The sequence below is a fragment of the Pseudomonas sp. B7 genome, from assembly GCF_016735645.1.
Classification (GTDB): Bacteria; Pseudomonadota; Gammaproteobacteria; order Pseudomonadales; family Pseudomonadaceae; genus Aquipseudomonas; species Aquipseudomonas glycinae.
The window spans coordinates 689967-709359 of sequence record NZ_JAERRE010000001.1; the positions used below are offsets into that span (position 1 = coordinate 689967).

20 protein-coding genes are annotated in these 19393 nt (G+C 59.9%); 10 read left to right on the top strand and 10 right to left on the bottom strand.

Going from position 1 to position 19393, the window contains the following annotated elements; translation table 11 throughout:
• Positions 1 to 62: 62 nt before the first annotated feature.
• From JKA62_RS03305 to colR, 5 genes are all read right to left on the bottom strand, one after another.
• Positions 63 to 290 carry a hypothetical protein gene (locus JKA62_RS03305; protein WP_011335717.1) on the bottom strand — a complete coding sequence of 76 codons (228 nt, stop codon included), beginning with the start codon at positions 288 to 290 and terminating at the stop codon, positions 63 to 65.
• Positions 291 to 292: 2 nt separating this feature from the next.
• Complete coding sequence (locus JKA62_RS03310) at positions 293 to 1006, bottom strand: lipopolysaccharide kinase InaA family protein (protein WP_201816343.1); 714 nt, start codon at positions 1004 to 1006, stop codon at positions 293 to 295.
• Between the two features lie 4 nt (positions 1007 to 1010).
• Positions 1011 to 1679, bottom strand: a complete 669-nt coding sequence (locus JKA62_RS03315) for a class I SAM-dependent methyltransferase (RefSeq protein WP_011335719.1) — start codon at positions 1677 to 1679, stop codon at positions 1011 to 1013.
• Between the two features lie 161 nt (positions 1680 to 1840).
• The gene (locus tag JKA62_RS03320) at positions 1841 to 3115 is read right to left on the bottom strand and encodes a sensor histidine kinase (RefSeq protein ID WP_011335720.1); all 1275 of its coding nucleotides are present in this window, start codon (positions 3113 to 3115) and stop codon (positions 1841 to 1843) included.
• Positions 3105 to 3788 carry a two-component system response regulator ColR gene (gene colR, locus JKA62_RS03325; protein WP_007953224.1) on the bottom strand — a complete coding sequence of 228 codons (684 nt, stop codon included), beginning with the start codon at positions 3786 to 3788 and terminating at the stop codon, positions 3105 to 3107. The genes JKA62_RS03320 and colR overlap by 11 nt, the downstream gene beginning before the upstream one ends.
• Before the next feature lie 203 nt (positions 3789 to 3991).
• Between colR and JKA62_RS03330 the strand changes: the two genes are divergently transcribed.
• Entirely contained in the window at positions 3992 to 5941 is a 1950-nt protein-coding gene (locus JKA62_RS03330) for an LTA synthase family protein (protein ID WP_201816355.1), read from the top strand.
• A gap of 51 nt (positions 5942 to 5992) precedes the next feature.
• Positions 5993 to 6736 (top strand): phosphatase PAP2 family protein, encoded by a 744-nt coding sequence (locus JKA62_RS03335; RefSeq protein WP_201816368.1) that lies wholly within the window; start codon positions 5993 to 5995, stop codon positions 6734 to 6736.
• A 75-nt stretch (positions 6737 to 6811) separates the two neighbouring features.
• Here the strand turns inward: JKA62_RS03335 and groL are convergent, their stop codons facing one another.
• From groL to JKA62_RS03355, 4 genes are all read right to left on the bottom strand, one after another.
• Positions 6812 to 8458 (bottom strand): chaperonin GroEL, encoded by a 1647-nt coding sequence (gene groL, locus JKA62_RS03340; protein ID WP_011335723.1) that lies wholly within the window; start codon positions 8456 to 8458, stop codon positions 6812 to 6814.
• 51 nt (positions 8459 to 8509) lie between these two features.
• Positions 8510 to 8803: a co-chaperone GroES gene (locus JKA62_RS03345; protein ID WP_011335724.1), complete on the bottom strand. Its 294-nt coding sequence runs from the start codon at positions 8801 to 8803 to the stop codon at positions 8510 to 8512.
• Between the two features lie 259 nt (positions 8804 to 9062).
• Positions 9063 to 9539 (bottom strand): FxsA family protein, encoded by a 477-nt coding sequence (locus JKA62_RS03350; protein ID WP_007953217.1) that lies wholly within the window; start codon positions 9537 to 9539, stop codon positions 9063 to 9065.
• Between the two features lie 65 nt (positions 9540 to 9604).
• Complete coding sequence (locus JKA62_RS03355; protein WP_201816371.1) at positions 9605 to 10336, bottom strand: HugZ family pyridoxamine 5'-phosphate oxidase; 732 nt, start codon at positions 10334 to 10336, stop codon at positions 9605 to 9607.
• A gap of 160 nt (positions 10337 to 10496) precedes the next feature.
• Between JKA62_RS03355 and JKA62_RS03360 the strand changes: the two genes are divergently transcribed.
• Positions 10497 to 11255, top strand: a complete 759-nt coding sequence (locus JKA62_RS03360; protein WP_011335726.1) for an SDR family oxidoreductase — start codon at positions 10497 to 10499, stop codon at positions 11253 to 11255.
• A 68-nt stretch (positions 11256 to 11323) separates the two neighbouring features.
• On the opposite strand, the gene apbC is transcribed toward JKA62_RS03360, so the two are convergent.
• On the bottom strand, positions 11324 to 12418 hold the full coding sequence (gene apbC / locus JKA62_RS03365; protein WP_011335727.1) for an iron-sulfur cluster carrier protein ApbC: 1095 nt from the start codon (positions 12416 to 12418) through the stop codon (positions 11324 to 11326).
• Positions 12419 to 12573: 155 nt separating this feature from the next.
• Here apbC and metG point away from each other — a divergent pair, with 155 nt between their 5' ends.
• The 7 genes from metG (at position 12574) to nth (ending at position 19322) form a co-directional block, all read left to right on the top strand.
• On the top strand, positions 12574 to 14625 hold the full coding sequence (gene metG, locus JKA62_RS03370) for a methionine--tRNA ligase (protein WP_039765864.1): 2052 nt from the start codon (positions 12574 to 12576) through the stop codon (positions 14623 to 14625).
• A gap of 131 nt (positions 14626 to 14756) precedes the next feature.
• On the top strand, positions 14757 to 15326 hold the full coding sequence (locus JKA62_RS03375; protein WP_011335729.1) for an electron transport complex protein RnfA: 570 nt from the start codon (positions 14757 to 14759) through the stop codon (positions 15324 to 15326).
• Positions 15323 to 16537: an electron transport complex subunit RsxB gene (gene rsxB, locus JKA62_RS03380; protein WP_011335730.1), complete on the top strand. Its 1215-nt coding sequence runs from the start codon at positions 15323 to 15325 to the stop codon at positions 16535 to 16537. Before JKA62_RS03375 ends, rsxB begins: the two co-directional genes overlap by 4 nt.
• The gene (locus JKA62_RS03385) at positions 16524 to 17507 is read left to right on the top strand and encodes an RnfABCDGE type electron transport complex subunit D (RefSeq protein ID WP_011335731.1); all 984 of its coding nucleotides are present in this window, start codon (positions 16524 to 16526) and stop codon (positions 17505 to 17507) included. Before rsxB ends, JKA62_RS03385 begins: the two co-directional genes overlap by 14 nt.
• A complete protein-coding gene (locus tag JKA62_RS03390; protein ID WP_201816382.1) occupies positions 17504 to 18109 on the top strand; it encodes an RnfABCDGE type electron transport complex subunit G in 606 nt (201 codons plus the stop codon). Before JKA62_RS03385 ends, JKA62_RS03390 begins: the two co-directional genes overlap by 4 nt.
• The gene (locus tag JKA62_RS03395) at positions 18106 to 18687 is read left to right on the top strand and encodes an Rnf-Nqr domain containing protein (protein WP_011335733.1); all 582 of its coding nucleotides are present in this window, start codon (positions 18106 to 18108) and stop codon (positions 18685 to 18687) included. Before JKA62_RS03390 ends, JKA62_RS03395 begins: the two co-directional genes overlap by 4 nt.
• Positions 18684 to 19322: an endonuclease III gene (nth, locus tag JKA62_RS03400; RefSeq protein ID WP_007953205.1), complete on the top strand. Its 639-nt coding sequence runs from the start codon at positions 18684 to 18686 to the stop codon at positions 19320 to 19322. Before JKA62_RS03395 ends, nth begins: the two co-directional genes overlap by 4 nt.
• Positions 19323 to 19393 lie beyond the last annotated feature (71 nt).

The following is a 19393-nucleotide window of genomic DNA, read 5'->3' on the forward strand; positions in this document are numbered from 1 at the left end:
CGAGCCATGACGCAATAAAAAAGGCCTCGCATTGGCGAGGCCTTTGGCTCTTGTCGAACGATTCAACTCTGCGGCCTCATCCCTTGAGAAAGTCCGAACATGAACAGCAACAGATCATGGTCCGGCTGAGTCGCCACGGCGGCTTTTGCCACCCGTGGCATCGGGCAATGCGGGTCGCTGGCTGATGCGCCAATGACCTGCATGCGTGGCTGTTCCCAGGCCGCCACCGCCAATGATGCAACTGCCAAGGCTCCTACCAGAAACAAACCTCGTGCAATTTCTAGTTTCATCGCTATAAACCTTTGATAGCGCTGCCAAACGCCGTCTCATAAAAGTAGACGAGTTTTTTCCAGTCGGTAGCGCTGAACGACGAGTGGCGGCGTAATTGCTTCATGTCATGGGCGGCCGCGCGATGAGCGGTCAGACGCTGACGGCATTTTTCCAGATCGATCAGAGCGACTTCGACCTTGGCCGATTCACCTTCGCCGGTCACGCTGACAAAGACGTGCTTGATGTAGATGCAACTGTGCTGCCAGCGACCTTTGTGCATGCGAGCCAGGTTTTCGGCGAGGTCCTTGAGCACGCGTTCATAGACGGCTTCGCCATATTGCTCACGACCGCCGGCGGCCACCCATTGCTCAAGCTCCTGAAAGCCATCGAGGGATTTGGTCACCAACAGCGCCCGCCACTTGTGCTGAGGATCGGGTTGAGCACCGCAAAAGACGATTTCTGGCACCCGGACCCCGAGACGGGAAACCCCGGTCAGCGCATCCAGTTCACGCAACACGGTCGGTCGCCCGAACGGATGCAGCCAACTGCGATAAATATGTCCGGTCTGGCGTTTGGCATACAGCAGTTGACCATCGCGCCCCACCACCCGCTGCACACCACTTTCGCCACCACGACGCACGTTGGGTTCTTCCACCCACTCACCGCGCTGGTTCCAGTAGTAGTCGAAGCGATCCTCGGGAGCGACTTCCGTTTCTGCTGCAAATTGCACTGCCATCCTCTTACCTCTTGCGTAATACGTAGACTCGCCACATGGCATAGAGCGGAATAAAGTCCAGTTGTTCCTGGATCCGGAATCCTGCTTCCTCGAATTCCTTTTCAACTGTTGCGGCCGGTAACACAAACCGGTTCTGGTAACCCTCCTGCCCACGCTTGCGTTCGGCGCGCTTGCGTTTCCAGGCCTTGAAATTGCCGTCTACCCACAGCGAAATGATCACGCTGTCGCGGGTGACACGCTCGAATTCGCGCAAAATCGCCCGACGGTGCTCGGCTTCGCCGATGTGATGCAGCAGTCGCATGCAGAAAATGCTGTCGACGGCGTTATCAGGCAAGGCAATGTCGAACGCAGACGTGTGCAAGGGTTGTACCCGTTTCACCACATCCGCCGGTTGTGCCTGCATGGCGGTCTTGATCATCGACTCGGAGTTATCCGCTCCGATGATCACCCGGTTGGGCTTTTCCGCCAGCAATGGCCAGAAACGCCCTGCACCGCATGGCAGGTCGAGCACCAGTCCCGGCTCGCCGACAAGGGTCAACGCCTTGCGGGCCAACTGCTGATCCCGCCAGTTGGACAAACGACGACCCAGACCGTCCTGATGCTTGCGCAAGTATTTCTGCGCATGGTTGTCGTCGTACTTTTCGGAAAAATCGAGTTTGATCGGGCCGGCCATCACCAGGACTCCTGAATTACTGATGACGCCACCTTAAGCAGTGACGTGTCAGCGTCAGGTCATCCCTTTGTGAAAAAAACGTCATGTAAATCGGCAAACTATTTCAAGGTTATACAGGAATTAGACAGGTTGGCGGCACTCTCGTGTGAGATTCAATGCTCTCAGCGCTTGCCCAGATCGACCTTGAAACGACAGCCATTGGGCTCCATCGTGCTCAGGGTGACGCTCCAGCCCTGGTTCTCGCAGATGCGTTGAACCAATGACAGACCCAACCCCAGCCCTTCGCCGCGTTTTTCGTTGCCACGTACAAACGGCTGGAACATGGCTTCGCGTTTTTCTTCGGGAATGCCTACACCCGAATCCTCGACCACGAAACCATTCTCGTTGAGCGTCAGGCGAATGAACCCCTGCTCGGTGTAATGCAAGGCGTTGCGCAGCAAATTGCCCATCACGGCATTGAGCAGCGTCGCGTTGTAACGGGTGTCGGGCGGATTGCCCGGCTCGAAAATCAGCTGCAAGCCCTTGGCTTCGATGGGCTCGCGCCACAGGCACAGCAAACTCTCAGCCACTTGCGAGAGGTTATGCTGGGGTGCCGCGCCTGCGTCCTCACGCTGGGCACGGGCGAGCATCAGGAAGGTCTGCACCAGTTCACGCATTTCCTCACTGGCCCGCGCAATGCGCTGAACCTGAGCCTTGCCGCGCTGATCGATACCTGGATTTTCCAGCAGCAGTTCACAGGAGCTGGCCAATACCATCAGCGGTGTACGCAATTCGTGGCTGACGTCACTGGTGAACAAACGCTCCCGCGTCAGCGCCTGACGCAGGCGCCCGAGCGTAGCGTCGAATGCCACCGCCAGTTCACCCACCTCGTCTGCCGCATAATCCGGCGCCAGCGGAGGCGCCAGTCCGAGCAACTGATCGCGATGACGTACCTGGCGGGCCAGCCGCACCACCGGGGCCATCACCTTGCGCGCCAGCACCCAGCCAAGGAACACCGCCAGTGCCAGACTGAGCACAAAGCCCACCAGCACCACGGCGAACAGCACACGCTCGCGCTCCTCGAAATCGCTTTGATCCTGCAGCAGCACATAGCGGCGACCGTCGACCACCTCGACCATCGCGTGGTACGACAGCTGCTCGCGAAAGACTTCATGGAAACCTGAATCCAGGTGACGCAGGTCCTTGGGCAGCTCGAAGTCGCCCGGCCCGCCGCTGAAGTAGAACAACTGATCCGGTTCCGGCCGGTGGCTCCAGTCCGAAACATTGTCCATCAACAGCAGTCGTTGCAGGTCGCCGCCGAGCCCGGCGGAAATCAGTTTTTCCTCGACCAGATGCACGGTCGCGACGATGCCCATGGCAAACGCCCCGGCCACCAGCGCACTCATCAACGCAAAGGCGATGATGATCCGCTGGGCAAGGCTTTGCTTAAACTCCATCGCGGCCCTCGGCCAAGCGGTATCCCACGCCGTGCACGGTGTGCAGCAATGGCTTGGCGAACGGTTTGTCGATCACCTGGCGCAACTGGTGGACATGGCTGCGCAGGCTGTCGCTGTCCGGGCAGTCATCGCCCCACAGCGCTTCTTCGAGAATTTCCCGACGCAGGACATGCGGGCTCTTTTGCATCAGCACTGCCAGCAGCTTGAGGCCGACCGGGTTGAGCTTGAGCAATTTGCCTTCGCGGGTCACTTCTAGGGTATCGAGGTCGTAGCTCAGATCGCCGACCTGCAGGGCCCGGCGACCGCCGCCCTGGGTGCGACGCATCACCGCTTCGACCCGCGCCGCCAGTTCCGACAGCGCGAACGGCTTGACCAGATAATCGTCGGCCCCGGACTTGAAGCCCTGCAGGCGATCGTCGAGCTGATCGCGGGCGGTGAGCATGATCACCGGCGTATCGCGACGGGCGTCTTCGCGCAAGCGCTTGCACAGGGTGTAGCCGTCGATGCCCGGCAGCATGATGTCGAGCACGATCAGGTCGTAATGCTCGGTGGCGGCCAGATGCAGGCCCGACAGACCGTCCTGGGCGCAATCGACGGTGTAGCCTTTGAGCCCCAGGTAATCGGCCAGATTGGCCAGGATATCGCGGTTGTCTTCGACCAATAGAATTCGCATGGGCACCTCCTCCGTACACGGTAGCGGCCGTCTTGGCCCGCGCAGCTTACGACCATCGCCGGCTCAGGGCTAGGGCGGCAAGCCCCACAAATCGAGTCTTTCAACCAAATTCATCCCTTAACAAGTTTTTCACTATCGGTTCACAACCTGACTACAGTGACAACGCGAGACTCTCGCGCCATTAGATATAAGGAATTTAGACAATGGACTTCCTCAAGACGGCGCCTGTGCGCTTTTTGCTGCTGGTCACCGGCGCCTGGCTGGTGGTGTTTCTCCTGACCCGAACCGTGCTGTTGCTGACTCATCTGGACGAGGCCGGCGGCGTCGCGCTTTCCATGTTCGGCATCGGCTTGCTGTATGACCTGGGCTTTCTCGCCTATGCCGCGCTGCCGATGGGCCTGTATTTACTGCTGTGTCCGCCGGCCTTGTGGCGCCGGCGCGGTCATCGCTGGTTCCTTCAGGGACTGTTGACGGTCAGTCTGTTCGCCATGCTGTTCACCTCCGTGGCCGAATGGCTGTTCTGGGACGAGTTCGGCGTGCGCTTCAATTTCATCGCCGTCGACTATCTGGTGTATTCCGATGAAGTCCTGAACAACGTGCTGGAGTCGTATCCCATCGGCATGTTGCTGAGCATCCTTGCGCTGCTCGCCGTCGCATTGAGTTTCGCGTTGCGCAAACCTTTCAACGCGGCGCTGGACGCCCCGCTGCCGCCACTGCGCGGTCGCCTGCTCAATGCCCTCGGTCTGTTGGTGGTCGCGGGACTGAGCCTGCAACTGCTCAGTCAGGACGCGCCGCGCGCTCAGGGCGGCAATGCCTATCAGAATGAACTGGCGAGCAATGGCCCGTATCAGTTTTTCGCCGCGTTCCGTAACAATGAACTGGACTATGGCCAGTTCTACAGCAGTCTGTCGCCGGAAAAAGTCGCCGGCCAGATTCGCGCTGAATTGAGCGAACCCAACGCGCGCTTCATCGGTCAGGATCCACAGGACATCCGCCGGTTGATCGACAACCCGGGCACTGTGCGTAAACCGAACATCGTGCTGGTTACCATCGAAAGCCTGAGTGCCAAGTACCTGGGCAGCAATGGCGATGAACGCAACCTGACACCGAATCTGGATGCCTTGCGCAAGCAGAGTCTGTACTTCAACAATTTCTACGCCACCGGCACCCGCACCGATCGCGGCCTGGAAGCCATCACCCTGGCCATTCCGCCGACGCCCGGCCGTTCGATCGTCAAGCGCATCGGCCGCGAAAGCGGCTTCGCCAGCCTCGGCCAGCAACTCAGCGCCGTCGGCTACGACAGCGTGTTCGTCTACGGCGGGCGCGGTTATTTCGACAACATGAACGCGTTCTTCAGCGGCAACGGCTACCGCGTCGTCGATCAGAGCAGCGTCGACGAATCGGAAATTCATTTCAAGAATGCCTGGGGCATGGCCGACGAGGATCTGTACAAGCAGACGCTGAAACTGGCCGATGCCGATCACGCCAGACAGCAGCCATTCCTGTTGCAGCTGATGACCACGTCCAACCACCGTCCTTATACCTATCCGGACAACCGGATCGACATCAAGTCCGGCAACGGTCGCGACGGCGCGGTGAAATACACCGACTACGCCATCGGCCAGTTCCTGGAGCAGGCGCGGCAGAAACCGTGGTTCGACAATACGATCTTCATCTTCGTCGCCGACCACACCGCCGGCAGCGCGGGCAAGGAAGACTTGCCGATCAGCAACTACCAGATCCCGCTGTTCATCTATGCACCGAAGTTGATCGAGCCACGGGAAAACGCGCAACTGGCCAGCCAGATCGATCTAGCGCCAACCCTGCTGGGGTTGCTGAACCTGGATTACCAATCGACGTTCTTCGGTCGCAACCTGCTGCAGGACAACCCGCTGCCACCCCGGGTCGTGGTCGGCAACTATCAACATCTGGGACTGTTCGACGGCAAGGATCTGGCGATCCTCAGCCCGCGCCAGGGCCTGCGTCGGCATGACGATGCACTGACCGAAAGCCGCGAGTCCAAAGCCGCCAGCGACGACCCGCTGATCAGCCGCGCCATCACCTATTACCAAACCGCCAGTTATGGCTTCAAGCAACAGCTGCTTGGCTGGAAAGCGCCCAAGGAGGGCGCCGAGCAAGTCAGCGAACGTTAATTGAAGCGCCCCGGGCTGATGCCCCGGGGCGTTTCCCGCTCTGGATATGTCATGTCATCAAGCGTTGTACGCCCTGCCCCTCGCCCGCTGAATTTCTGGTTGTGCCTGGGGATTCCCGTCGTGGCGGCCGTCATTCTGGTTCTGTTGGAGCTGACCGATCTGGACATGGATCTGGCCCGGCTTTTCTATGACCCGGCTGCCGGCGACTTCATCGGCCGCCACAGTTACTTCCTGGAAAACATCCTCCACGACCGCGCCAAACAAGTGGTGATCGCCTTTTCGGTGTTTGCCATCCTCGGGTTCATCGGTGCGTTTTTCATCGAGCGGCTCAAACCGTTCAAGCGTGAGCTGGGCTGCCTGGTGCTGTCGCTGGGGCTGGCCACCTCGTTTGTCACGCCGGTGAAAGCGGTGACGGCAGTGCAATGCCCATGGAGCCTCGAACAGTTCGGCGGCCACGAAACCTACAGCAAACTGCTGGAGCATCGCCCGCCTACCGACAAGCCCGGTCGTTGCTGGCCGGGTGGTCATGCGGCTACAGGTTTTACCTTGTTTGCGCTGTTCTTCGTGCTGCGTGACCGTCGCCCGCGGCTGGCCCGTCAGGCGTTCATCTTTGCCTTTGCACTGGGGTCGGTGTTCTCGATCAGCCGGATGATGCAGGGCGCGCACTTCTTTTCCCACAACGTGTGGACGGCGATCTTCTGCTGGCTGATCTGTCTGGGGTCGTATTACTGGATTCTGTATCGTCCGGCAGTAAAGGGTGAAACAGCGACACAGGCCCGTCCGGTCAATGCATGAAACTCTGAAACGCGGGCAATAAAAAACCCCGTCTGCTCACGCAGACGGGGTTTTTCGTTACTGGGTAAGGCTGGCTTACATCATGCCGCCCATGCCACCCATGCCGCCCATGTCTGGCATACCGCCGCCAGCAGCACCGTCTTTCTTCGGTGCGTCAGCAACAGCAGCTTCGGTGGTCAGGATCAGACCGCCGATCGACGATGCAGCTTGCAGAGCGGAACGGGTTACCTTGGTTGGGTCCAGGATGCCCATTTCGATCATGTCGCCGTATTCGCCAGTCGCAGCGTTGTAACCGAAGTTACCTTTGCCGTTCTTGACTTCGTTGACCACAACGCTTGGCTCGTCGCCGCTGTTGGCAGCGATCTGACGCAGCGGTGCTTCAACGGCACGACGCAGAACAGCGATACCTACGTCCTGGTCGGCGTTGTCGCCTTTGAGGTTGATGATCGCGTTCAGAGCGCGGATCAGCGCAACGCCACCGCCAGGTACCACGCCTTCTTCAACGGCTGCGCGGGTTGCGTGCAGGGCGTCTTCAACGCGGGCTTTCTTCTCTTTCATTTCAACTTCGGAACCGGCGCCAACCTTGATCACTGCAACGCCGCCGGACAGCTTGGCCAGACGCTCTTGCAGTTTTTCACGGTCGTAGTCCGAGGAAGTCTCGGCAACCTGGGCACGGATCTGAGCGATACGCGCCTGGATGTCGCCGTCATTGCCAGCACCGTCAACGATGATGGTGTTTTCCTTGGACAGGGTCACGCGCTTGGCGCTACCCAGGTGTTCCAGGGTGGTGCTTTCCAGGCTCAGGCCGATCTCTTCGGAGATAACGGTACCACCGGTCAGAACGGCGATGTCCTGCAGCATGGCCTTGCGACGGTCGCCGAAGCCTGGAGCCTTGACGGCTGCGACTTTAACGATGCCACGCATGTTGTTCACTACCAGAGTCGCCAGGGCTTCGCCTTCAACGTCTTCGGCAACGATCAGCAGTGGACGGCCGGCTTTGGCAACGGCTTCCAGTACTGGCAGCATTTCGCGGATGTTCGAGATCTTCTTGTCGACCAGCAGGATCAGCGCGCCTTCCAGCTCGGCGACCATGGTGTCCGGCTTGTTGACGAAGTATGGGGACAGGTAGCCACGGTCGAACTGCATGCCTTCTACAACCGACAGTTCGTTTTCCAGGCCCGAGCCTTCTTCAACGGTGATCACGCCTTCTTTACCGACTTTTTCCATGGCTTCGGCAATGATGTCGCCGATGGAGTTGTCGGAGTTGGCGGAGATGGTGCCAACCTGAGCGATCGCTTTAGTGTCGGTGCATGGTGCGGACAGTTTTTTCAGCTCGGCAACGACAGCGATGGTCGCTTTGTCGATACCGCGCTTCAGGTCCATCGGGTTCATGCCGGCAGCGACGGCTTTCAGGCCTTCGTTGACGATCGACTGAGCCAGAACGGTAGCGGTGGTAGTACCGTCACCAGCGTCATCGTTGGCACGGGAGGCAACGTCTTTGACCAGCTGCGCGCCCATGTTTTCGAAACGGTCTTCCAGCTCGATTTCCTTGGCAACGGAAACGCCGTCCTTGGTGATGGTCGGAGCGCCGAAGCTCTTCTCGAGGATCACGTTACGGCCTTTCGGGCCCAGGGTCGCTTTTACCGCGTCAGCCAGGACGTTTACGCCAACCAGCATTTTCTTGCGGGCGGAATCGCCGAATTTAACTTCTTTAGCAGCCATGATCGATATTCCTTAAATACTTTGTAGTAGCGGGAAAATGAACGGGGGTAATCAGCCTTCGATAACGGCGAGGATTTCGTTCTCGCTCATTACCAGCAGGTCTTCGCCGTCGACTTTCACAGTGTTGCTGCCGGAGTACGGACCGAACACAACCTTGTCGCCTACCTTCACGGACAGTGCGCGCACTTCACCGCTTTCCAGTGCCTTGCCCGGGCCTACAGCCAGAATCTCACCGTGGTTGGCTTTTTCAGCAGCCGAACCTGGCAGGACGATACCGCCAGCGGTTTTCTTTTCTTCTTCGCTGCGACGGATGACGACGCGGTCATGCAGAGGACGAAGCTTCATTGTCGATCTCTCCTAATTGTGGTTTTCATCGGCCGGTGTAGTCCCGGCGGGTTTAACGAATCCGGCCTGCGCCGGTTGCGGCTCGTCGAGCGAACCGCGGAAGTCTGTCCGGTTCAAATACCGGAAACCTTTCGGTGACCGATACATAAGGGCGCATAAGCTTATTACAAGGGCGGGGGCTAAAAAATTTTCACGCAAGCTGCATGAATTAGCTCCACAAACGAACACGGCACCCGAAGGTGCCGTGTCGATGCAGAAGTTACTTGGTGTCGCGGTGTTCGAATTCGCCTTCGATCACATCACCTTCGCGTCCCAGAGGCTGGCGCGGCGCAGGACCGCCGCGAGGTTGCAGGTCATCGGCGAACGCTCGCTGGCGCATGGCCTGTTCTTCGGCGCGCTGACGCATTTTGTTGGCGACCAGTCGACGACTGAACGGCAACAACAGCACCAGACCGACCACGTCGCTGATGAAGCCCGGCAGGATCAGCAGGCCGCCGGCCAGGGCCAGCATCAGGCCTTCGAGCATGGTTTGCGCAGGCAGCTCGCCGCGGTTCAGGCTTTCACGGGCACGCAGTGCGGTGGCCAGCCCGGCGACGCGCAGCACGAACACGCCGAACATCGAGCCGAGAATGATCAGCAGCAGGGCCGGGAAAAATCCGATCGATCCTGCCACTTTGACGAATACGAACAGCTCCAACACCGGGAACAGCAGAAAGAGCAACAAAAAAGGGCGCATCAAAGTTTCCTCAACGCAAGAAATGCCTTGCAGTAAGCCTTAGATGACGTCGCCCTTTCGTGAATTCAAGCGTCGGCCACCGCATTTTTTGGCCAGACCTCGGCGTGAGCCAGAGAAACCAAGGCCTCGCGCACTTGTATCGGCGTATGACAAGGCGCTTGAAACGGCAGCCAGTACAGCGCCTGACCGATGCGCAAGTGCATGCCTTCGGTGTCGATCCCGGCCAGTTGCGCCGGGACGGTTTTCGGCAGGCCGGCGAGGTCGACGTAATGCGCAATGGCCTTGGCGTGGTCGCTGTTCATGTGCTCGACCATGCTGACTTCGGCCTTGCCGGCGAACGGGTTGGCCAGGGTCAGGTGATCGACCCAATGGATCGCGCCAAAACCGCCGATGTAGCGATGACGCACCGGTTTGAGCACCCAGAAATCGAAATCGTGGGCCTTGTGGTAATTCTGCGAATCGGGGAAATAACGGTAGTAGCGCTCGGCGGCAGCTTCGATGGCGGCCGCGTCTTCGAGTTTTTCCGCCTCGGCCAGATAGGTCAGGCGACCAACGGCTTGCACATCGTCGGCCTCGCGCTCACCCACCAGCAGCGAACATTTCGGATCTTTCTGCAGGTTGTGGGTGTGCTGGGCGATACGGCTGATCAGGATCAGCGGCCGGCCCTGCTCGTCCAGGCAGTAGGGAACCACGGAGCCGAATGGAAAACCGGGCATCGATCTGGAGTGGGTCGACAGCACGCCACGGTATTCCTTGAGAAGCAATTCTCGGGCATTCTTAGCCGCTTCAACGCTCAATTTATGACTCCTTAAATAGAATCCGTCGAAAAAACGGACAGGCGCATGGAATTTGTTCCACACGCCATCGGGCAGTTCTCATGTGCAACAGGCCCCAGGCCGGTGCAGATCGAGAGGCTACCTATAAGGACCACTCTGACCTGCTCTCGGGGGCATGCGAATGCAACTCAACGACAAAGTAATCATTATCACTGGCGGTTGCCAAGGCTTGGGCCGCTCGATGGCCGAGTATTTCGCGGGCAAGGGCGCGAAGCTGGCGCTGGTCGACCTGAACCAGGAAAAACTCGATGACGCCGTCGCGGCCTGCAAGGCCAAGGGTGTCGAGGCACGCAGCTATCTGTGCAACGTCGCCAACGAAGAGCAGGTGACGCACATGGTCGCTCAGGTCGCCGAAGACTTCGGCGCGATCCACGGCCTGATCAACAACGCCGGGATCCTGCGCGACGGCCTGCTGCTCAAGGTCAAGGACGGCGAAATGACCAAGATGAGCCTGGCCCAATGGCAGGCGGTGATCGACGTCAACCTGACCGGCGTGTTCCTCTGCACCCGTGAAGTGGCGGCGAAAATGGTCGAGCTGAAGAACAGCGGCGCGATCATCAACATCTCGTCGATCTCCCGCGCGGGCAACGTCGGCCAGACCAACTACTCCGCCGCCAAGGCCGGCGTCGCTGCAGCGACCGTGACCTGGGCCAAGGAACTGGCGCGCTACGGCATTCGCGTGGCCGGTATCGCGCCGGGCTTCATCGAAACCGAGATGACCCTGGGCATGAAGCCTGAAGCGCTGGAAAAAATGACCTCGGGCATTCCGCTCAAGCGCATGGGCAAGCCGGAAGAGATAGCCCATTCGGCGGCGTACATCTTCGAGAACGACTACTACACCGGCCGGATTCTGGAGATGGACGGCGGGTTGCGTATCTGACCCCTGCCGCGCAATGAAAAACGCCCCGGTGCACAGGCACCGGGGCGTTTTTGTTTAAACCGCAGGCATCAATCGTCGCTGATGGTGATGTTCGGCATCGCCGGCGAGGCTGCTTCCTGCAATACGATCCGCGCGCCGACATGGCGAGCCAGTTCCTGGTAAACCATGGCGATCTGGCTGTCCGGCTCGGAAATCACCGTCGGTTTGCCGCCATCGGCCTGTTCGCGGATCAGCATCGACAGCGGCAACGAAGCCAGCAGCTCGACGCCGAACTGGGTCGCCAGCTTCTCGCCACCGCCCTCACCGAACAGATGCTCGGCATGACCGCAGTTCGAGCAGATGTGCACGGCCATGTTTTCCACCACGCCCAGCACCGGGATGTTGACCTTGCGGAACATTTCCACGCCCTTGCGCGCGTCGAGCAGCGCCAGATCCTGCGGTGTGGTGACGATCACGGCGCCAGCTACCGGGACTTTCTGCGCCAGGGTCAGCTGGATGTCGCCGGTGCCGGGCGGCATGTCGATCACCAGGTAATCCAGATCGCCCCAGGCGGTTTGCGTGACCAGTTGCAGCAGCGCGCCGGAGACCATCGGCCCGCGCCAGACCATCGGTGTGTTGTCGTCGGTCAGGAACGCCATCGACATCACTTCCACGCCATGGGCCTGCAGCGGCACGAACCATTTCTGATCCTTGACCTGCGGACGGGTGCCCTCGGGGATGCCGAACATGATGCCCTGGCTCGGGCCGTAGATATCGGCGTCGAGAATTCCGACCTTCGCGCCTTCGCGAGCCAGCGCCAGCGCCAGGTTGGCAGCGGTGGTGGATTTGCCCACACCGCCCTTGCCGGAGGCCACGGCGACCACGTTCTTGACGTTGGCCAGCCCCGGAATCTGCGCCTGGGCCTTGTGCGCGGCGATCACGCTGTTGACCTCGACCCTGGCAGTCACCACGCCGTCGAGGTTTTCGATGGCCAGTTGCAGCAATTGCGCCCAGCCGCTCTTGAACAGACCCGCGGCATAACCGATTTCCAGCTGCACGCTGACGCGATCGCCAGTGATTTCGATGTTGCGCACGCAACCGGCGCTGACCGGATCCTGGTTCAGGTAAGGGTCGGTGTATTGGCTGAGGACGGCTTCCACCGCTGCGCGAGTGACGGCACTCATGGGCAACTCCGATAACAAGACTGGGAAAAGATGGCGGGTATCCTACCCCTTCTGTCCTCCGGACGGCATGTCCGGCAACGATTTGCAGAGGTGAAATATCTTTCCCGGCGCTTTATAGTGGCCGACCTCCGTTTCATCAAGTAGCGAAGCCCCACATGTCCGAACCACGCAAGATTCTCGTCACCAGCGCCCTGCCCTACGCCAACGGTTCGATCCACCTTGGCCACATGCTGGAATACATCCAGACCGATATGTGGGTGCGCTTCCAGAAGCATCGCGGCAATCAGTGCATTTATGTCTGCGCCGACGACGCCCACGGTTCGGCGATCATGCTGCGCGCGGAAAAGGAAGGCATCACCCCGGAACAACTGATCGCCAACGTCCAGGCCGAACACAGCGCCGACTTTGCCGAGTTCCTGGTGGACTTCGACAACTTCCACTCCACTCACGCCGAAGAAAATCGTGAGCTGTCGAGCCAGATCTACCTGAAGCTGCGTGACGCCGGGCACATCGCCCAACGTTCGATCACCCAGTATTTCGACCCGGAAAAGAAAATGTTCCTGGCCGACCGCTTCATCAAGGGCACGTGCCCGAAATGCGGCACCGAAGACCAGTACGGCGACAACTGCGAAAAATGCGGTGCGACCTACGCGCCGACCGACCTGAAGGATCCGAAGTCGGCGATCTCCGGTGCCACTCCGGTGCTCAAGGATTCCCAGCACTTCTTCTTCAAGCTGCCGGACTTCCAGGAAATGCTGCAGGCCTGGACCCGCAGCGGCACCCTGCAGGACGCCGTGGCCAACAAGATCGCCGAATGGCTGGACGCCGGCCTGCAACAGTGGGACATCTCCCGCGATGCGCCGTACTTCGGTTTCGAGATCCCGGGCGAGCCGGGCAAGTACTTCTACGTGTGGCTGGACGCGCCGATCGGCTACATGGCCAGCTTCAAGAACCTCTGCAACCGCACGCCGGAGCTGGACTTCGACGCGTTCTGGGGCAAGGACTCCACCGCCGAGCTGTATCACTTCATCGGCAAGGACATCGTCAACTTCCACGCCCTGTTCTGGCCGGCGATGCTTGAAGGCGCGGGTTTGCGCAAGCCGACCGGAATCAACGTGCACGGCTACCTGACCGTCAACGGTCAGAAGATGTCCAAGTCCCGCGGCACCTTCATCAAGGCCCGTACCTACCTGGATCACCTGTCGCCGGAATACCTGCGCTACTACTACGCGGCCAAACTCGGCCGTGGCGTGGACGACCTCGACCTGAATCTCGAAGACTTCGTGCAGAAGGTCAACTCCGACCTGGTTGGCAAAGTCGTCAACATCGCCAGCCGTTGCGCCGGTTTCATCCAGAAGGGCAACGCCGGTCTGCTGGTGGACACCAACGCCGCACCGGAACTGACCGAAGCTTTCCTGGCCGCTGCGCCGAGCATCGCCGACGCCTATGAGGCCCGCGACTTCGCCCGTGCCATGCGCGAAACCATGGCGTTGGCCGACCGCGCCAACGCCTGGATCGCCGACAAGGCGCCATGGTCGCTGAACAAGCAGGAAGGCAAGCAGGATGAAGTCCAGGCGGTCTGCGCCACGGCGATCAACCTGTTCCGCCAGCTGGTGATCTTCCTCAAACCGGTGCTGCCAGTGTTGGCTGCCGATGCCGAGGCGTTCCTCAACGTCGCCCCGCTGACCTGGAACGACCACACCACCCTGCTGGCCAACCACCAGTTGAACGAATTCAAGCCGTTGATGACCCGCATCGACCCGGTAAAAGTGCAAGCCATGACCGACGCCTCGAAAGAAGACCTGACCGCCAGCCAGACCGACACCGGTGCCGCCGCACCTGCCGGCAATGGCGAACTGGCCAAGGATCCGCTGTCGCCGGAAATCGACTTCGACACCTTCGCCGCCGTCGACCTGCGCGTGGCGCTGATCGTCAAGGCCGAACACGTTGAAGGTGCGGACAAGCTGCTGCGTCTGACCCTCGACATCGGTGACGAGCAACGCAACGTGTTTTCGGGGATCAAGAGCGCCTACCCGGATCCGTCCAAGCTCGACGGTCGCCTGACCATGATGATCGCCAACCTCAAGCCACGGAAAATGAAGTTCGGCATCTCCGAAGGCATGGTGATGGCAGCCGGCCCTGGTGGTGAAGAAATCTACCTGCTGAGCCCGGACAGCGGCGCCAAGCCGGGTCAGCGCATCAAGTAAGGTTCTGCCCTGACAGATCCCACAGGCGTGCTCCGTGCGCCTGTGGGATTTTTCATATCTGGCCCACCCTCCACGGCTGCCGGATAATGCCTAACCTTAAATGACACACGCCCGTTGCCACCGGCAGAACCATGACCGAACTCGTGCTTACGCTCTTCAGTGCTGCGCTGATCAACAACTTCGTGTTGCACTGGCCGCTGGGCGTCGTTCCGCTGCTGGGCAGTGAGCGTCGACAAGTGCATGCGCTGGGGCTGGCAACGTTGTGTCTGATGCTGCTTGTCGGTGTGGCGGGTTACGTGCTCTGGCATTGGCTACTGGTGCCGTTGCAACTGGAATTCCTGCGCCTGTTTGTGTTTATGCCGTTGAGCATCTTGCTGATCACGCCGTTGCTGAAGCTGTTGGCGCATTGGCTCCCGGCGTTGCCATTCGATGGTTTGTGGCCGCTGCTGCTGGGCAATGCCGGTGTGCTGGGGCTGATACTGATCAACGCGCAAGCGGACAAAGGCCTGTTTCATGCAATTGCGCTGAGCCTTGGCGCCGGCCTGGGTTTCTGGCTGGTGTTGAGCCTGTTCAGCGATTTGCGTGAGCGCACGGCCGACAACGATATTCCCCTGCCCTTTCGTGGCCTGCCGATCCTGTTGATCGGCGCCGGACTGATGGCCGTGGCTTTTCTCGGATTCAGTGGACTGATCAAAACATGAGTCTGATTCAACGCATCGATGCCCTGCTGCCGCAGACCCAATGCGGCAAGTGCGGCCATCCCGGATGCAAACCCTACGCTGAAGGCATCGCCGACGGCGAGCCGATCAACAAGTGCCCGCCGGGTGGCGACGAAACCATCGCGGCGCTGGCCGAACTGTTGAAAATCCCGGTGCTGGAGCTGGACATCAGTCGTGGTTCGGCGCCGCCGCAAGTGGCCTACATCCGCGAGGCCGAATGCATCGGCTGCACCAAGTGCATCCAGGCCTGCCCGATCGACGCCATCGTCGGCGCGGCAAAACTGATGCACACCGTCATCATCGACGAATGCACCGGTTGCGATCTGTGCGTGGCACCCTGCCCGGTCGATTGCATCGAGATGCACCCGCTGCCTTTGGGCACACTGCCGGTGGTGGGTGGTCTGGCCATCAGCCTTGAAGAACAGCAGGCCCGCGCGGCCAAACGCGATCACGCCCGTCAGCGCTTTGAACGGCGCAATGCTCGCCTGCAACGCGAAGAACAGCAGAAGCAAGCCGAACGTGAGGCCCGGGCGCAGCGCGCGGCACAGGCCGAAGTCGCCGCCACCACGCTCGATCCAGTGCAAGCAGCGCTCGAACGGGTGCGCGCACAAAAAGCCGCGACCGCCGATGCTGCACTGAAAAAAGCCAAGATCGACGTGGCCATGAGCCGAGCGCAATTGAACAAGTCGCTGAAGGCGTTTGGTCATCCGCCGACCTACGATCAGCAATCGCAGTTGATCGTCCTTCAACAGCAGTTCGAAGCGGCCGAACAGGCACTGGCGCAGCTGGAAAAAAGCGCGGCACCTGCGCCAGTCGTAGCCGCCCCTGCAAAGGACGCCGATCTGAAAAAAGCGAAAATCCAGTTGGCGATGCGCCGCGCCGAGCTGAAGAAGGCGCAAACCGCAGAGGCCCCGCCAGCCGAGATCGCCGCGCTGGAGCAAGCGCTGCGTGACGCCGAACAGGCGCTGCACAATGCCGAAGCCGCCAGCAATCAACCGGCGCCGGAGCTTGTGCGTGTCGAGAAACGTCCGATCGACGACCAGTTGCGCCAGCTGAAAACCGAACTGGCCTACGCTCGCGCCGACCTTAACAAACTGCAACGGCGCGACGGCACGCCCACCGACATCCTCGAAAAAGCCCGCGCCCGCCTGCAAGAAGCAGAGCGGCAGGTACAAGCCCATGTCATCCATTGAAACCAGAGACGAGCGCCTGCAACAGGCAATGAAGCTGGTTTTGCTGGCGACATTGCCGGGTTGGCTGGCGTTGTTCTGGTTTTACGGTTGGGGCGTGCTGATCAACCTGATCCTGTCCGTCGTCACGGCTATGGGTGTTGAAGCCGCCGTGACACACCTGCGTCAGCAACCCATGCAGGCCACCTTGACCGATGGCAGCGCGGTGGTCAGCGCCACGCTGCTGGCGATTGCCCTGCCGCCTTATTGCCCGTGGTGGCTGACGGTTACGGCGATCGCCTCGGGCCTGCTGCTGGGCAAACATCTCTACGGTGGTGTTGGCCGAAATCCATTTAATCCGGCCATGCTCGGCTTCGCGCTGGCCATGGTGACGTTTCCTCAGCCGATGACCCATTGGCCGGCCCATGGCATGGATCTGACGGCGGCTTTTGGTCAGGTGTTCAGTCTGGGCGCGCAACCGGATGCCTGGGTTCAGGCCACCGCGCTGGACAGTCTGCGCATCAATAAAAGCCTGACCATGAACGAATTGTTTGCCGGTAATCCGGCATTCGGTCGCTTTGGCGGGCACGGCGTTGAATGGATCAATCTGGCGTTCCTCGCCGGTGGGCTGTTTTTGTTGCAGCGCCGGGTGTTTGGCTGGCACGCGCCGGTCGGCATGCTCGCCAGCCTGTTCGTGATCAGCCTGTTGTGCTGGAACGGTTCGGGATCGGACTCCCACGGCTCGCCACTGTTTCACCTGCTGAGTGGCGCTACCATGCTCGGGGCATTTTTTATTGTCACTGAACCGGTCTCGGGGGCAAAAAGTCCGCTCGCCCGCCTGCTGTTCGGCATCGGCGTGGGGTTGCTGACTTACGTGATTCGCACCTGGGGGGGTTACCCCGACGGCGTGGCGTTTGCGGTGCTGTTGATGAACCTGTGCGTGCCGGCGCTGGAGCGCTTCGCGATGGCCCGTCAGGCGCAGGTGACACCATGAACCGAACGAACAGCCTGATCACACTAGCGTTGATTACCGCGCTGGGCATCGGCGTGACGTGGCTGGTGCAACGCAGCAACGCACCGCAGATTGCCGCCGCACAGCGTCTGTTCGAGAATCGTAAATTGCTGGACGTGCTGCCGGTCGACGCTTACGACAATCAGCCGCTGGAACAACCTCTGACGCTGACCGACATCAACCTGAGCCACAGTCTGATGCTGGGCGGTTATCGGGCGACCAAAAGCGGCCACCCCGTGGCGGCACTGTTGCGCAGCCGGACCCAAGGTTATGCCGGCAATATCGAGTTGCTGATTGCCATCGATGCCGACGGCCGATTGCTCGGAGTCAAAACCCTCGAGCAAAACGAAACGCCTTCGCTGGGTGGGCATATCGGCGACTGGCCAAATGGCTGGCTTGAGACTTTTAGCGGAAAATCGAGCAACCAACCGACCGACGCCGGATGGGCGCTGAAAAAGGATCAGGGAGAATTCGACCAGATCGCGGGCGCAACCATTACCTCTCGCGCGGCGATCAATGCCATTCACGATGCCCTGCGTTACTTCGATGAACACCGGACGACCCTGCTCGGGAGCGCTCCATGAATACGTCAGCGACTCTGTCGAACTCAATGATGCTGGTGCTGCTGATCGGTGCCACCGACTCCGTTGCGGGTGCGCTGGCGACTCTGTTGATGTTTGCGGTTGTCGTGGGCGTTTACGGTTTGTGCATGACACCGCTGCGCTCGCGCCTGAGCAGCGAGAGCCTGTTGCCGGTCAGCCTGATACTGGCCGCAACTCTGGCCGGCTGCGCCGATATTTTTCTGCAACGCGTTGCGATGCAGTGGCATCAACTGATCAGTCTTTATGCCGGGCTGATTGGCTTGCAGTGCGTCGTGCTGGAACACAATGGATTTTTTCGCCGGCCTGTCCGTAATCGACTAAAACTTTGCGGCCTGTTTACCGCGCTGATGATTGTGCTCGCAGTGTTGCGTGAGCTGATCGGTCAGGGCAGCATCGGCCATCATCTGTCCGAACACTGGCAAGGTTTGATTCTGTTCGGCGACGGCCTGCATTTCGCGACGCTGGCTCCCGGCGCCTTCATATTGCTTGGATTGTTACTGGCCGCCCGTCAGGCCTGGACTCGCCCTGCCGCCTTACCCGAGGAAACGCATCACCCATGAATGCCGCAAAACGTCTGGAGATTTTCCGCAGGCTTCACGAGGACAACCCCGAGCCCAAGACCGAACTGGCCTACTCCTCGCCCTTCGAACTATTGATTGCGGTGATTCTGTCCGCGCAATCCACGGACGTCGGGGTGAACAAGGCGACGGCGAAGCTGTTTCCGGTGGCGAACACACCGGCGGCCATTCACGCCTTGGGCGTCGAAGGGTTGTCCGAGTACATCAAGACTATCGGCCTCTATAACAGCAAGGCCAAAAACGTGATCGAGACCTGCCGCCTGCTGGTCGAATTACACAACGGGGAAGTCCCGCAGACGCGTGAAGAACTGGAAGCCTTGCCCGGCGTTGGCCGCAAGACCGCCAACGTCGTGCTCAACACCGCGTTCCGCCAGTTGACCATGGCCGTGGACACCCACATCTTCCGGGTCAGCAACCGCACCGGCATTGCACCGGGTAAAAATGTGGTCGAGGTGGAAAAGAAGCTGATGAAGTTTGTGCCAAAAGAATACCTGCTCGACTCGCACCACTGGCTCATTCTTCACGGACGCTATGTGTGTCTGGCACGCAAACCCCGTTGTGGCAGCTGTCGGATTGAAGATCTGTGCGATTACAAGCACAAAACTTCTGACGATTGAGCGACTATTGGTTTTATTGATTTATCGATTGAAAAAATCTTTTTTACCATCTGCTGGAATATCGATATAAG